Below are 15,351 nucleotides of genomic sequence, written 5' to 3'. Positions count from 1 at the left end.
CGCTGTCGATTTCGTGATGTCTATACTGACTGTTCCGTTCGTTCCATCCGATGTTTCACTGACGATAGCCGTGATCGCACTGTTCGTCGGATACGCTGCCGTGTTCTCTGTTTCACTGATAAAGGTGTTTACCCCTCCTAAAACGCCCTCTGCCTTAAACTCCCCATACAACCCCCTCATTGTCCCTTGCACAACATAATTTCCATCGGCATCCTGAGGGGCATTTGAAACCATTGTGCCGTCGACAAGAACTTCTGCTGTTGTTAAATTTGCCTCAACTTCATCCGTGTTTGTTGTATCGAAAGTTTCTGTATATCCAGCTTGCTCTCCTTCTTGCCATGACATCGTTAGGGCTTGAAGATAAAATTCAATATCGTCAGCTGATATTGCTGCATAAGGCCGATTGGATCCCCAGGCTTCTCCATTATCAACAGCAGAGGATGAAAAGGTTATTTGTTGAGTATAATTTCCTTTATCCGTGTACGTATCCGGATCTTCTGGATCTTTACCAGGGCTAAAAACATTCTGAAAGGTAAGTTTTACGTCAGGTGTTGTTGTGTTTGGATCCATCGCGAGATAAAAAACAAGTTCTCCATCAGCAAATAAAGCAGCACTCTTTGGAGCACCTTCTTCAGTGCTTACAGGATGGAAAAATGCCGCAGTTCCATAGACATTTGTATTGTAAAGCCCTGCACTGGGTATTGAATAATCCATTGTAAGCGAGCGCGTTGCTGAGTCAGGATTAATTTTAACGCTTCCACCCTGCACTCCTGGAACTCCGCTATAAGTAAAACCCTCTTGATAATCTATGCTTTCTTCAGCATTCGTATAACCATGGAGAGGCAAAGCAGCATTAATATTAAACATGGAAATTCCATCAACTTCAAACCAATCCCCCTCGACAGGAACAAATTCAATTGTCGTAATATCGCCCAATAAATCCGATTGATATTTTTCGGGTCCGCCTACTTTTAAATTTGTTAAGGGAATGACCAAACCTTGCCAATCTTTATCCGCTGGACCATAATCAACTTTGTGGACTCTTCCTTCACTATCTGTTAATTGAACTGTAAACTGTCCATCGCTCTTGAGCGCACCTCTCACATTAACTTTGATTTCTTTTTTCCCACTAAAATCTCCGACAAATTTTACAAGAGCGCCATTCGCATTATTGGTTCCTTTATCCAGAAGAATTTTATGTGTTCCACGAATAATTCGGCCAGAGGAGTCTCTCACAAATTCTGTAGAATATTCAGGTCTCGAATCCTGATGATTACTGCTCCAGGTATCTACATTTGATTTCACAATATCAGGGCGATCAAATGGAGCGACCAGATCTTCTGGGCCAGAGCAGGCGCTTAGGGTAGCGGCAATTGTTGCTGCACCTGCAACAAAAAGGGCCTGAGCACATTGCGCAGAGGGGGTGAAAGAACCGCGTCCTAATTGAAAGCCGGTAAGGAAGCCCCAAAGTCCTCCTAGATTTATTGTGCGCACTTTTAAAATGGCATAATTTTGATTTTCATCACTTCTAGACTGCTGAACGTCATACCAGGATAAAAATTCTCGTCGTGAGCGCCTTAAAGGGAGAAAGCCCCCTTTTGAAAGCCTTCCTTGCACATCAGATCCAAAAACAAGCCAGTAGTTTTCAAACAAACCTTCATTAATCTTAATAAAAATAGTGTTACGCTCCCCCGTCTTAATTTCATAGGGAACAGCATCTTCTTGTCCATCCACAATAACATTTGCAGATCCTCTGGAATGAACATCCGTCCTTTCAAAAACCGCTCTTTCAATTCTCCATGGTAATTGGTTATCTTGAGAATAACGCTTTAAGAAAGCTGCGATTTCTCTCTCATCGGTCATGCCGCTCATGGCTTTTTGTAGTGATAAGAAAGGATCTTCAGTCTTCTTGTTTCCCTGAGCATCATTTAGATAAGCGAGTATTGGAAAAACTTGCTCTTCTCTCACAATCTGGTCTCGCGTATTTTCTCTATAACGAGCTTCCTGAGCAGCTTCCCATCTCTGACGCATCGCATCTTCAAGACTGCCAGCAATAATCCCCCGACCAATGTCCTGAGCTAAGACAAAAATAGTTTTCGTTGGTCCTTCTGTCTCATAGACTCGACCGAGCTCAGCAACATAATACCTAGCATAGTAGGAACTAAGATTAATGGTAAATCCTAAAAACGATAAAACAACTTGCCTTCCCGGAGCGACCGTTTGTATTGCAGCAGGGTTACCAACCTCTGCCGGACGAACTTCTGAAACTTGCTGGTTTTGCTGTCCTCCCGCGGTTGTAGGGGGCCGATTCATCGGACCCGCCGTGGCGGGCTCGATCAATCGAGCCCCTACAGAAGAAGGCGCAGAGGATTTACTTACCCCGCGAGCAAGCCGTCTTAAATCAAGAGCCATAAGCCCAAGAGCAAAAGCAATTAATCCTCCGCCTAATAAAAACGCCCTTATTCCACCCAAAATCGATAGCCAAACACTCGCTTCTTCTTGAGGGATTGAAGTTTGAACTGGAGCGTTTGCTGGAGCGTTTGCTGGAGCTTTTGGTGCTGCCAATACTTTTCCAGCCGCAGGTTTATTGGCTTGAGCTTGAGGTTTTGAACTTGCCTTTGAATTAATTTGATACTGAACATCTGAACGAGCCCAACCTTCTTGAGCCCACCTGTTTAAAGCATTACTAATTCCTTGACGATCAAAAGCACTCTCTATAGCTGCTGGCGTAACAAAATACTCTCCTGGTTTTAATTCCGTTGCTATGGGTCCAGCCATTCTTTGGAAACGCTGCCTTTCTTGATCTGTACGAGGCGTTATTATAACAACTCGCTGAGAAAGAACTTTTCCTTCGCGAACCAGAGTTTGTAACGCAGATTGTTCAGCACCCGATGACTGGCGACCGGTACCTGCAGCTGTAGGGGTCCGATTCATCGGACCCGCCGGCGTGGTGGGCTCGATAAATCGAGCCCCTACACCAGCAGACGCCCCTACAACAGAAGAAGCCCCTACAACAGAAGCCCCTACAACAGACGCCCCTACAACAGACGCTGGTGCTGGCACAGCCGCATTTGCCTGAGGGCCGGCTGCAATGGCGCTTAAAAGGGCGGCGGCACCGAGGGTAGCGACGAGGAGGTTTTTAACAGTAGCCAGTCCTGCTCGGCCAGAGGTGGAAGAAGCGGATTGGGTGACAATATTCCACTTTATGTCTACCACCAAACGAGCAATTTGATCAAAGCTTTTGCTTCCTTTTAAAAGAAAATTTGCAAACGCCTCAAGCTGATTTCGAAATCGTGGAGTCAAACTATATTTCTGTTCCCTAAGATAAGTTTCCAGAAATGTAATCAGCAAAGCAGGTGAATTTTTCTCTTTCGCTGCTCTTAACGCGTATTGATAACCCTTTTCTGTCGGGGCCATTTCAGCCCAGGCGGGATAATCTGCTTCCAGCTCTTCATACATCTGGTTCAGCGTCGCACTTGGCACCGAGTATTTTTTGGCAAAATCCTTAAACGCAGGAGACTTTTCAAGAGCAGGGTCTCTGAGACGTAATCCCACCCATGGAAGAACATGGTCAACGACAAATCGCCCTACCTCAGCCCTGCCACCCATTCCGGCAATCATCAAATCACCGCCTAAAGGCTCGAAAGGTCCATGAATTACAGTCTCCCTGTAATCAATCGCGACAAGCCAGTCTTGAATTCCGTCAATCTTTTCTTGATTGGTACGAACAAAAACTCCTTTAAGAGCCTCTAAGTCTAATTTTCCTCTTCTCGATGCTTTCCTCCACCCTCTAAAATTTTGATCAACATATTTTGTTAACAAAGGCCGCCAATCAACTCCCCTTCCCTCCGGAAGAGCGGGCCTAATCCTTACACCCCAATAAGGGAAGGCACGGGTTTCAAGAAATCGAGTCAACGCCTCTTTTCCTCCTCTTAAAGCTTGTGCGTATTCATTTTCAGTCGGAACCAGATGCTCAGCCGCCTGAACTTCTTCATCAAAAGAATCGGTCAGACGAAAAAGATTGTTAATAGCGGTAGGTTCCAATCTCTTATTCGTTCCAGAGCCTCCGTAAAAACCAACCATTTCGATCGTCGAGGGTAAAATTCCTGAAAATTCAACCCCAGCCCGCCAGTTTCCATTTTCCTTTCTTTCAATAGTATAGTAACGGTTGCTTATAATGGTGGTGTCAAAAGGTGAAATTCCTGAGCTCTCAAGCTCAACAAATTTAACCCGATATTTTTCCCCCGCATATTTAAAGGTTTTCCACTTTCCGGCACGGGATGCTTTATCGGCCGTTTCCATCGCCAATCTTAATGGCACAACCATCTGCTGATGCGTTACACCCCATGTACCTAGCACCTGCTCATTGTCAGCTGTAAGTCTCGAAACCAAAGATTCTTGTGCACTTAAAAACCCCTGATCCCTCAAACTAGCTTCAATCTCAGAAACGGGCTTTCCATTAAACGCTGTCAGTACCTGAATCACCTCAGTCGCATTATGACCATTCATCTGAAATGGAACTTTCTCGGCAATTCCACGAACTTCTGGAGTTAATTCTCGTGCCTGAAGCGAAGCAGGAGCTCCTGCTAAGAGGGCGGCAAGCACTAAGGCTCGGATTCCACGAGATGGGGTGCGAATCGAATAAGAACTTTTCAAGAAAAAGAAGATCGGAATTCCAAGAATCGCAGCCCCCATCAAAATCCGAATACCCCACACCATGGCAACCTCAGCTGGCACTCCTAAAACAAGAAGGACACCAAAAACAATTCCAAGAGCAAGGAAAGGATTAAGCTGGGGCAAAACGACTCCACCTTTTTTAGATTCATTTCCAGGCGCCGGCGGGGCTCGTTCGGAAGAAGCATTTTTCGGAAGATTCTTAAAAAGAGGGATTTTCTTATTCACTACCAGCTTTGTCTTTGCTGTTCGATGAGCCTGGAGATAAGACGTATCATAATTGCCCATGGTCTTTGCAGGTCCGAACTGGCCTTGCATTAAAGCTTCTGCTTTTTGTCCTTTAAGCGATTCTGCCGAAGCTGTATAAACAGAACCGACTCCCTTGGGATCGGCCTGCTGAATCTCCCAGGCACGAAGCTCCATTAAAACTCGAACAATAGGCCGCTTCACTTTTGTTCCATCAGATTGAACCACTTCTATCATTTCAGTTCTCTTCAAAGGAACTGGCTTCATTGCCTGTCCTAAACGAGCCGTTAATTTTGCCAAAGCTTCATTTTTGGCTGGTCCGTCTGCCATTACCATCGCTTCATCAAAATCATTTCCTAAAAGATTTGAAAAGGCGGCCATCACATCCTGCTGAGAAGTCGCATTGTTAAAGGGTGAATCTGGCGTTTGTTGGACCAATTGATCAAGAGAGATACCTCTAGCCTTGGCGGAAGCCTGAATCACATCCCATTCCATTTGAAGGTTATACCGCTCTCCATCTATTTCAACAATTCCCATTCCTCCTCCACGTCCCTTTTCAGCCTCAGTGGGTGCCGAAACCTCAAAAGTGACGAGCTTATCCTTTTTAATTTTCATTCCGAAAGCAGCGAGCCAGTGATCGTCAATGGTGGCCATATTATCAATGTTATGAAGCCATAATTCTTTTACTCCCATTTTGCGAAGGCTCACAATCGGGGGCTCACTCACTCCTCCTTCAGTCAAAAGAAGGGCAGGGAAAATCCAGCCATGTCCTTCGGCCTTTGGGCCTAAAGCATATAACGCCTCTCCGGCATGTTGACGGGCGTATTCACGCGCAAAATTTTCTTCGTCAGCATTCTTAAAACTGAACTCTTCTGGCTTTAACTGCTCCTTCTCAAGCTTGGCCCTTTCATCTTTAATAATTTCCTCTACATCCGCTTCTGTCCCAGCGATGGCATAACCCAAAGGTTGATAAAAGATGAATAACTCCTCTTGTGTAAGTCCATAATTCTTATTTCTTTCTAAATCTGCCATGATGGATTTTTGATATTTCATATTAATCATGAGACCTGCCACAAAAGGTCGGCCATAGTCAGCCTTATCCATTTCATCATTGGCCTTTTTGGCATTCATCAAATTAACACCTAAGAGGCTATACCACTTCCCATCTACTTTTGCTGAGGGAGCCAAGGCCTTTGCGGTATAAAGGAGACTCTTAAGTTTGTCTGCTGTTTGAGCCGAATTTTTATTTTCCAAATCCCTTGCAATAGCAACTAAACTACTGATATAGGCTTGCAAACTACCCTGATATTCTCCAATCGCTTTTCTATCTTCATCCGTCAACTTATCCTTGTCTATAAATTGCTCGGCATCCTCATTCAGCGCATCGAGAATCAAATGTGCAATTTGTCCCTTCCCCATTCTGGAGGACTCCCCAGCCGCCAAGGTCAGCATCAAAAATTTCTCTCCTGTTTCTTTCGCCTCAGCAAGCCTCTCTAAAGTTGCAGCCCTGTATTCACCGAGTTCCTGGTCTGAAGTCTTAAGAGGAGAAACAGGATCCAAATTCACATCGGCGCCAGAAGCAGGCATTTTGCGAATAAGATTTAACGTGGGAACTGTAATTTCACCCTCTCGATACTTCCCGCCCATTTCTTCGTGATAAGGAGAAACTGGATGTATCTTAATCTTAGGAATTTCTTTCACACTCACTAAAGAAATGGACGAAAGCCGATCAAAGAGCCGTTCGATGAGGTCGATGGCCTGGAGATTGAACCCGACAGCTTGCCCATAATTTTTCTGCTGATTTGCTTCTGATGCTTTTTTCTCAAGAAGAACTATCTGAGCTTTAAAATTTGCTAAAGATTCGGGAAAGTCCTTCATCAATAAGTCAAAATATTTAAAAACATCTCCCTCATACGCATGGTGGCGAAGGCAATTCATCGCATTCTCAGGACTCCCGATTCGAAACGAACGAAGCCCCTCTACAAAACCGCGAAGACCAGGGCCAGACGACCAATCAATATGGGTTTCAGTATCGTCAAGGTGTATCTTTCTCCTCCAGATAAAACCGCTATCAGTAGAATCAATTTTTTCTAGAATCGCCTTTGCTTGGGCTGGGGTGACTTGAAATTCTAAAGTCTTAGCTTGTGCAAGTTGATAAGCATATGCCCTTACTGAACCTTCAAAAGCATTTATTCTCTCCCAGTCAGACGGAGCAAGTCCTGGAATATAACGACGTGTCAGGGCATCATGAACATCTTTCCTTGCTTGAATCGCTTCATCAGAATACATCGCTTCCAGTTGGGGCCGACTCAACCTTGCAAGCTCCTCCTTCAGGAAAGGACAATCGTCAATGGTCTTCCATGCAGTATTCGCAGCAACCTGCCGACGCCACGCGATCATATGGGCTGTACGAGCGCTGCTGGTTGGAACAAGAATTCCTTTTTGACGATTATAATGGGGACGCTGAGTTTTTAGAAAATCTCCATAAGCCTTTTGAATTATGTCAAGAGCCTGCTGCTGTTTTTCAGGAAGAGCTGGTCTTTGAACATCGCTTTTCGCATTTGCAATTCCATTTGCCGCATCCGTAAGCCCCTGAAATTCATTTCTTCGATTCATTTCACCTTCATATTCTTTGGGAAAACCAAAAAGATATCCCATCCAAAAAACAAGCTCGGCATCAGAAAGTTCATTTAAATTAAAATCGTAGGTTTTAAATTTTAAAGGTTTCCAATCTTGCGGCCATCCCGCTAAAGGAGCCACAGCAGGAACTCTTCTAAGAAGCGCGGGTGAATGAACAATCGCAATACGGGGTTCAGTAATACCTCGAGCGTTAAAGATTCCTTCCAACGTCGGCCTTGAATTTTGGGCATTGGACAAGGTATTCGGAGAAGGGGTTTCTTCGGTTTCCAAAAGGTCAGAGCTGATCCCCTCTTTTGTAAAAACAAGCCTTAAAATATCTGTTTCATATAAACCTGATTCTGAATCCTTTGCACCCTCTAAGTACGCTAATTCTCTACTAGACAGATTCCTTCCATAGTGAGCAATGACAGCATCAATCAGCGGCAGAGTTCCCCGGCCGCGGCCTCCAGCAAGAACAATGGGAATTCTTCGTTCAGATAAATTACGATTGCTGTAGAATTTCGCAAATTCTAGAGCAGGCCTCAAATCTTGATTACCCAACACCAAGAAAGCATCTGGAAGATTTCTTTCAATTTCAGAATTATCACCTTCTGAAAGAAAATCCACAGAAGATTGAGCAGCATCAATGAGGCTCTTTCTTGTAGATGTTGTTAACGCTTCATCTTTTTTTAATTCACTTCTTTGATACGCCTCAAACACCTCATGCTGAACTCTAAAGCCTTTTTCTGTATTAGGGTTATCGATATCACCGTTGAGCCCTTTCGGAATAAAGACCGTAACAGATAAACCAGTCGAAGGACTAGAAGACGCTAAATGATAGGCATTTCGAATTCCCCTCTTCTGAAAAAACTTTCCAATTTGACTTCCCGGTTCAGACTCGACTACCTTGTAACTGATAGTTACACCTCCCACTTCCATCGTGTAAGAGGCAAGCACCTCTTCTCCAGCCTGTGCAGCTAAACCTTTCAATTCTATTTTACCTGCATCATCCAACTCCACATCCGTATCCGTCTGATCCAAATCGCGAAGGGCGCCGGAGATGAGTGCAGAATGTAAAGAATCAAGATTTTCTAGCATAGAACCATTTCGAACAGCTGGTGAAGACACCTGAGCAACTGGTGCAACAACACCTGCAGCCCCAGGCGGAGTCAGAGGAATTGAAGGGGGCGTTATTTCAATATGAGGAACGATGCTGGCTTCGATGGTAGCTGCATTCAGGTCCGCTAAATCTGAAACTTGGAGAACCAAATCAAAACGTCTTTGGCCATCGACATGAATGGGAACGATGATTTTTTGGCTCGAGGCTCGAGGCTCGAGGCTCGAGGGAGAAACACGTTCCAAGTCTTGAAATCGAAAATCAAACTTATCAATAAGCGCGTAGGGGTCTGATTTACCTGTCCCGAGCAATGTCGAAGGAGCAGACCCGTTGGAGGGTTCGACGACGGGCTCGATAAATCGAGCAGCTACATTCAGCTCCCTGGCAACTTCCCGCCAGTGTTTAGTAAGAGCTCGAATTCTTTTTTCAATTTGTTCTCCAGATTCCCCTTTAGTCAAAGCTTCACTGACCCCTAGTGTTTCAATGACCATAACCGCTTCCGTCAGCCTAGAATCTCGAACAGCTACCGCCTCCGCTGCGCCATTCTCAGCAGGTGTTGAAAGCCCTGCTGGAACTGTAGAAGTGCCTTCCAGAGGGATAACCTCAATCGCCGACTTCTCCTTCTTATTTAAATCGATTAAACTTTTTTCTAAAGGGGTGGTTTCATTTTTAATAATGGAAAGATAAGGGGTTTTTAATTTGAATTGAGTGATCCGAGGAGCAACAACGACATAAGAGGCCCCTTCATTTTTTAAACGCTCCATCAAACCATCCGTATGAAAACCTCCCGCATAGAGAATGGCAATAGGACTTTTTTCTTCTTCCATTTTCTTGAGTGTATTATCAACCATCGCCTTTTCGCGATGATCAGAATATTCATAGAATGCGGTCAAAGATTTTAGATGGGCGTCGAGGGATTGGGACGCTTCTAATAAGCTCGAGGCTCGAGGCTCGAGGCTCGAGGTAAAAACACGAGAGGCTGGAGGCTCGAGGTTAAAAGATTAAAATCCGAAGAAAAATTCACCGAATGGTTTCGATTAATGCGTTGATCATCCCCGTAATCTGCCCCATCATCGTACGAAGTTCCTCTACTCTTTCTCTCTTGAGATACGTTAACTCCTCGGCCACTCGAATCAGCGTCATCAGCTCGTACAGGGATCCGCGTGCTATAAAGAGGAACTGAATGAACTCCTTCTTGTGAAATCTTCCCTTGCCTTCCGCTATGTTCACTGGCACTGAGACTGATGCCCTCCTGAGCTGACTTGTCAACCCGTATTGCTCTTCCCTCGGGAACTCCAGCGTAATTTGGTAAATCTTTTTCGTCAATTCCATCCCTTGTTTCCATACTTCCAGTTTCTCGAACTGTTGCTCCATCTTTTCCCCCTTTTGTTCTTGCCTCAAGCTTTTGTCTTTCAGTTTTTGCCTCGAGCTGTCTTTCTGCTTTTGCTTCGAGCCTCGAGCCTCGAGCTTCGAGCTGTCTTTCAAGTTTTTCTATCCCATTAACAATGCCAGTCGCCAATATTCTTCCCTGATTCGCAAGATAATACTGAAACTGGCTTTTTTTCATTTCAAGAAGGAATAAATTCTTTAAGATAATGAAGTCTTCCTCAATCTGTTTTAATTTCTTTTCTTCAGGGGTTTTTAGGAGTCTCTTCTGGATTTCTTTACTGATTTCGTCACATTCTTTCAGAAGCTGGTCGCTGTCAATTTGGTGATAGACCTCGGTCATTTCGATATATTTTGACAGGTTAGAATAAGGAGGTTGTGGTTTGAGGGTACTTTGCTCGAAGCTCGAGGCTAGTACTTTGCTCGAGGCTCGAGGCTCGAGGCTAAGACTTTGCTCGAGGCTCGAAGCTCGAGGCTCGAGGTTAGAGACAACTACTTCTTGCGTTTGTGGTTTTGTTTGTGGTTTTGCTTTTGCTTCGAGCTTCGAGCCTCGAGCTTCGAGCTGTCTTTCTGCCTTTGCTTCGAGCTTCGAGCCTCGAGCTTCGAGCTGTCTTTCTGCCTTTGCTTCGAGCTTCGAGCCTCGAGCTTCGAGCCTTCCGGTTCTATCAACCGAACGGTCTTCCCTAAATTCTATTCCTGCTCTCTGCGCAATTTGAGCGAGATACGTATAATATTCAAACGCATCCATTTTCTCTAAGCGGTAGTACAAGCTCTTGGTCATGAGTTCGACCATTTCTTCCCGAACGAGTTTGTGACTTAAATCCTCCAAAACCTTTAATCGCTCTTCTTCTACATTATTAAAATCAATTTGTTTCTCAAGAGCGGCCACGTGAAGCATGAGGGAGAAATTGGTGCTCGCCGTAACCCCTCCATCTCCCCTTAAATTAAGGGGAGGGTTTCCCGCTCTTAAATCAAGTGAAGAATTTCCGCCTTTTACATTAAGCGAAAGATCCTTCCCCATTTCAGATAAGTTAGGCTCCTCTCTTAGGTTAAGAGGGGCTGGGGGAGTTAAATACATTCCCAACCTCCCTGCTTCACTTACAAGAAATTCACCATATTCACTGAGCTGAGTTGTTCCCTCTAAATAATCTTTCTCTCTCTGGAGTAGAGTAAGCGCCTCGGTTGAATAAATTTTCTGGCGAAGGGAATCTATTTTACCTTGAATTGCATCTAATATGGGAAGAGCCTTATCTTTAAGATCAAGCCCTTGTCGAAATTGAAAAAGATGTTCAAAATAATGAAACATGTTTTCCATGCCTTGTAATGGAAGGGGTTTATCTTTAATAATGGATAAATATTCGGCTCCGGTGATTCTTCCTTTTTCCATTAAGTATTGAGCCATCATCTTTCGTACCTTTTTATCAGGGAAGGAAGTTAAAAGAGATGTATCGACAGGTCCCTCTGCCGCTTCAAGACCGACAATTTTGAGTCCATGAGAACTATGTTTATCTAAGAGATCATCAATAATTTTTGCGGTATTGGATTGCGCTTCAAAGTGGCAATGAACATCCTGAATGTGAATGACTAACTTTTTATCGTCAGACCCTTGATAACGCTGAATGATGTCACCCAGCTGCGATGGAATTCTTAACTCATTGAGGATAGAGGAGTTGGGAATTTTTAGTTGAAAACTATTTTTGCTCGAGGCTCGAGGCTCGAGGCTCGAGGTAAATACTTCTTGAGTTTGTGTTTTTGCTTCGAGCTTCGAGCCTCGAGCCTCGAGCTGTTTTTCCTGTGCAAACCCTACATCCTGAGGGAGATAGGAAAAACAAAATGCCACAAGCGTAATAATGGAAATGGTTCTGATCAAAGGATTTTTGCCTCTTTTCGACTTCCAATGGCTCATAAATGGAACCTCACACACTATAACTTACACCTATATCGACACATTTGAGCATAAAAAGGTAAAAAAAATTTATTTTTTTGTAACTTTTTTTTGCAACCCAAGGACAGAGATAGGAAATGAGAACCGAGACGCAACAGCTTGAGACATATTGGCCTGAAGAAAACTTAAGGCTACGCTGACAAGTGTCTGTCGCTTCCTAAGGAAAAGAAACATCTACTAGCGCACTCGGCCCTTTGTCTGCCATTTAGGCAGCGGGCCTCCTTTTCTGGCATTTCTGAAGGCCAAGTGCCCCAAGATGTTGCGTCCCCGCCTCGCCCGACTCAGTCGTCGGACGAGTCGAGGCGGGGAATTCCATTTTCCTATCTCTGTTCTTGGGTATATAGGGGGAAAAACGCTTACAAAAAGAATAAATTTTATATCAATTATTGATACAACTAATTCTAAATAAATAAGTTATGTTAATTAATCTAACTTGATCCTAATAAATGTAGGGAAATAAATGTAGGGGCTTGATTCATCAAGCCCGAACCTCTCATGCGGGTCTGATCAATCAGACCCCTACAAAAATTCCTATAAAACTAGAGAGATTATCTAATTTTGAACGATTTCTAAGCCACAATATCTAGCAATAGGACCAAAATCTCTGTCATTCTGAAGAAGTTTCAATTTATTTTCGATCGCAACTGCCGCAATCATACAATCAATAGATTTCCTGATCGTAACACCTTTAGCCTTTAGCTTTCGATAAATATCCGCACTTAAAAGAAAGGTGTCAAAATCCATTTCAATAAAAATAAGCGAACGAAGCAGTTGAAAGGTCTCATGATATTCTTTTTCATCTCGAATCCCCTGCAAGATTTCGGTGAGAATCACCCCACACAAACAAACATCTTCATGATTTTTGAGAAGAAATTCAAGATAGGCTACATGAGAAGTCTCTTTATCCCTAAAAAAATCAATCCATACCGTTGTATCAACAAGAATCACCTTAAGCGCCTTCCTCTACGCCACTCAGATAAATTCCCTTTCCAATGGACCCTCCCCTTCAATTTTAATATTTTCTCTGACGCCTCATGACGGAGTAACTCACGAAGAGCATAATCAACGAGCGCCCGTTTTGTCTTAAAACCTGTAACCTTAAGCCCGCTTTTAATCAATGCTTCATCTAGAACAATATTGGTTCTTAACATGGAAAAACCTCCTTCATCGGCTTTCAATATTTGGAATCTATACACATTATACACAAAAAAATGTGTATGTCAATTAGGGCTAAATTTTTAATCAATGGGTCACCGTTAGGTGATTAAAATTTAGCTTCTTTTTTTCTGAAGCCTTAATAGAAATTGTCTATCTGCCTGATCCTGTAAGCGATCAGTATCTTTACTTCGAATCAAATCACCCAAAGATAAAAATGGAATCGAAACACCCTCAATCGTTACCATTTCCTTGTGCCTCCATGCCTTTTCAAAATCAACTGTCTTCAAAGCTGTCAATAAATCAACCCGAGGATCATCGCCAACAATGGTTACTGGACTTTTCAAAACCTTTTCCACGTCAATCTCACTTGCAATATGGTAAGGTAACTGGGTGAGGGCCTTCAATGCTTTCTCAATATTGAGATGCGACTTTCGTATAAAAATATCCACATCTTTTGTGGTGCGGGCCAATCCATGTAGAATACTTGCATAGGCGCCTGCAACGACATAATCCACCCCATGCTCATTGAGTAAACTACAAACGATCGTAAGACGATCTCTTACCATAAGCGAGGATCCCCTTGTTTCGCCTTCCATCGATCAAGCGCTTCAAAGCTTGGAAATGAACGAAAAAAAGGTTTCCAAGGCTTTTTTTGAATTCGCTTGACCTCATCACAAAGTGACTCTACCAATCTCACTCTTTCTTGAGGAGTCAATTCTAAAGCTAGACCATTTTCTGAATCAGAATAGGAATTTCTTTTTTTCACTTTATTCATAACAGATCTCGACAATTTTTAACAAAACGAACTCATTCAAACTAAAAAACTAATATTTCAAGACCTGACCCCAATACTATTACTTTCAAACTGCATAGAAATGAGTCCCGTAGGGACTATCATCTTAAATTCAAAAGCTTTTGGGAGTATCTTCTGACCCGACCCACACTGTCCACAAGAATTGGGGTAAAGCTTAAAACCTTATTAAAAATATCCTCCAAGGCCTCGGGCTTATATTCATGGGTAATATCATTTCTCAAAATCCGAATATCAATAAAGCTATCTGCATTTTCAACCAAACCTTTCTTCTCAGCCCGATAGATCCGGTCACGAACAGTCCCTCCCGAATCTAAATCAATCTCATCAATCAATCTAAATATTTTTTGTGTTAGTATATCGCTTAGTCGAGCAAATCGGCTGGTCAAGGTCTCAAAACTTTCGAGTTCTTGAGGTTCATATTTTTCCTTTAGACCAATTCTCTGGCACTTTTGGTAGGAATAGTCTAAAACCTTCCAGGCATTCTCTAAAATCTCTAACTCTTGCTCGAGCAATCGTCTCAGATCAAGATTCATAGCATCTTTGCCTCTTTTAAAACTAAATTGACAAAAGGATCTGAAGCATCTTTTGTAATCACAAAATCTATTTTTTGCTCACCTATTTTTTCAAACAAGCTTCGTTTAATTCTCGCCTTATCATTTTTTTCCAACTTGCTTGAGAAAATTAATAAATCAATATCGCCTCCCTTTTCAGCATCTTTGACCCTTGACCCAAAAAGATAAACCCTCGCCTCGGGGTCTAAGGCCGCTACCACTGATTTGATAGAATCAATTTCAAAGTTTTTAAGACGCATCTTGTTATAATGTAAATTATTCTAGCATTATTCTATAAATCGCTTCACCAAAATCGAGGATAACCCCCGAAAGAATAAGAATGGCATTATTCAAAGCAAAAAACTAATATTTCAAGACCTGACCCTAAAAGTGTGACCCTACTCAAAATTCGAATATCAATGAAGCTATCGGCATTCTCAATCAAACCTTTTTTCTCAGCCCGATAAATTCAATCAATAAAGATCCATTCGAGGTTCAAGAGAAAAAAGGGCTCTCCCCTTGGTCTTTTTTGGGAGTTTAACATCTAACATCTTTAGCCAAAAATTAAGAACTTGGGGAAACCAAACGCCGCGTCTAGGGTGTGAAATAACCAGACGGATTTCATCCTCAGAATAATTTTTATAAAGCCATTGGAGTTCCTTCCAATCTCCATGATTTAAAACTTGTTGAATAATGAGTTCTCGTGAAGTATCCAAATCCATCTTATGAATATCATAAGACCACAACACCCTCTGAAGAGAACGTGGAATTTTTCTTTTCATCCTTTCAAGACCCTCTTTTTAAACTGACAAACCTTTGTTGTAATCTCCTCTTGAATGAT

Annotated in this window: 9 protein-coding genes; all 9 read right to left on the bottom strand. The window is 42.9% G+C overall.

What is annotated here, in order from left to right; translation table 11 throughout:
• The coding region (locus HYS07_10845) for a hypothetical protein (GenBank protein ID MBI1871668.1) at positions 1–9,507 on the bottom strand (9,507 nt) is incomplete at its 3' end.
• 169 nt (positions 9,508–9,676) lie between these two features.
• Entirely contained in the window at positions 9,677–10,030 is a 354-nt protein-coding gene (locus HYS07_10840; protein MBI1871667.1) for a four helix bundle protein, read from the bottom strand.
• Positions 10,031–12,539: 2,509 nt separating this feature from the next.
• On the bottom strand, positions 12,540–12,935 hold the full coding sequence (locus HYS07_10835; protein MBI1871666.1) for a PIN domain nuclease: 396 nt from the start codon (positions 12,933–12,935) through the stop codon (positions 12,540–12,542).
• The gene (locus HYS07_10830) at positions 12,932–13,138 is read right to left on the bottom strand and encodes a type II toxin-antitoxin system VapB family antitoxin (GenBank protein MBI1871665.1); all 207 of its coding nucleotides are present in this window, start codon (positions 13,136–13,138) and stop codon (positions 12,932–12,934) included. The genes HYS07_10835 and HYS07_10830 overlap by 4 nt, the downstream gene beginning before the upstream one ends.
• Before the next feature lie 120 nt (positions 13,139–13,258).
• The gene (locus HYS07_10825) at positions 13,259–13,711 is read right to left on the bottom strand and encodes a nucleotidyltransferase (GenBank protein MBI1871664.1); all 453 of its coding nucleotides are present in this window, start codon (positions 13,709–13,711) and stop codon (positions 13,259–13,261) included.
• Positions 13,705–13,920 carry a hypothetical protein gene (locus HYS07_10820; GenBank protein MBI1871663.1) on the bottom strand — a complete coding sequence of 72 codons (216 nt, stop codon included), beginning with the start codon at positions 13,918–13,920 and terminating at the stop codon, positions 13,705–13,707. The genes HYS07_10825 and HYS07_10820 overlap by 7 nt, the downstream gene beginning before the upstream one ends.
• A 119-nt stretch (positions 13,921–14,039) precedes the next feature.
• On the bottom strand, positions 14,040–14,492 hold the full coding sequence (locus tag HYS07_10815) for a hypothetical protein (protein MBI1871662.1): 453 nt from the start codon (positions 14,490–14,492) through the stop codon (positions 14,040–14,042).
• Positions 14,489–14,770, bottom strand: coding sequence for a nucleotidyltransferase domain-containing protein (locus tag HYS07_10810; GenBank protein MBI1871661.1), 282 nt, complete (start codon positions 14,768–14,770; stop codon positions 14,489–14,491). Before HYS07_10810 ends, HYS07_10815 begins: the two co-directional genes overlap by 4 nt.
• A gap of 213 nt (positions 14,771–14,983) precedes the next feature.
• Positions 14,984–15,292, bottom strand: a complete 309-nt coding sequence (locus tag HYS07_10805) for a hypothetical protein (protein ID MBI1871660.1) — start codon at positions 15,290–15,292, stop codon at positions 14,984–14,986.
• Between the last annotated feature and the right edge of the window lie 59 nt (positions 15,293–15,351).

The sequence above is a fragment of the Chlamydiota bacterium genome (genome assembly GCA_016178055.1).
Lineage (GTDB): Bacteria > Auribacterota > JACPWU01 > JACPWU01 > JACPWU01 > JACOUC01.
Note: the sequence above shows the minus strand (reverse complement) of the source record. Positions and strands in the feature narration are given on the sequence as shown.

Coding starts and splice junctions, on each gene's coding strand:
- HYS07_10815 (MBI1871662.1), bottom strand. CDS start 14,492: ATGAATCTTGATCTGAGACGATTGCTCGAGCAAGAGTTAGAGATTTTA.
- HYS07_10820 (MBI1871663.1), bottom strand. CDS start 13,920: ATGAATAAAGTGAAAAAAAGAAATTCCTATTCTGATTCAGAAAATGGT.
- HYS07_10805 (MBI1871660.1), bottom strand. CDS start 15,292: ATGAAAAGAAAAATTCCACGTTCTCTTCAGAGGGTGTTGTGGTCTTAT.
- HYS07_10840 (MBI1871667.1), bottom strand. CDS start 10,030: ATGGAGCAACAGTTCGAGAAACTGGAAGTATGGAAACAAGGGATGGAA.
- HYS07_10830 (MBI1871665.1), bottom strand. CDS start 13,138: ATGTTAAGAACCAATATTGTTCTAGATGAAGCATTGATTAAAAGCGGG.
- HYS07_10810 (MBI1871661.1), bottom strand. CDS start 14,770: ATGCGTCTTAAAAACTTTGAAATTGATTCTATCAAATCAGTGGTAGCG.
- HYS07_10825 (MBI1871664.1), bottom strand. CDS start 13,711: ATGGTAAGAGATCGTCTTACGATCGTTTGTAGTTTACTCAATGAGCAT.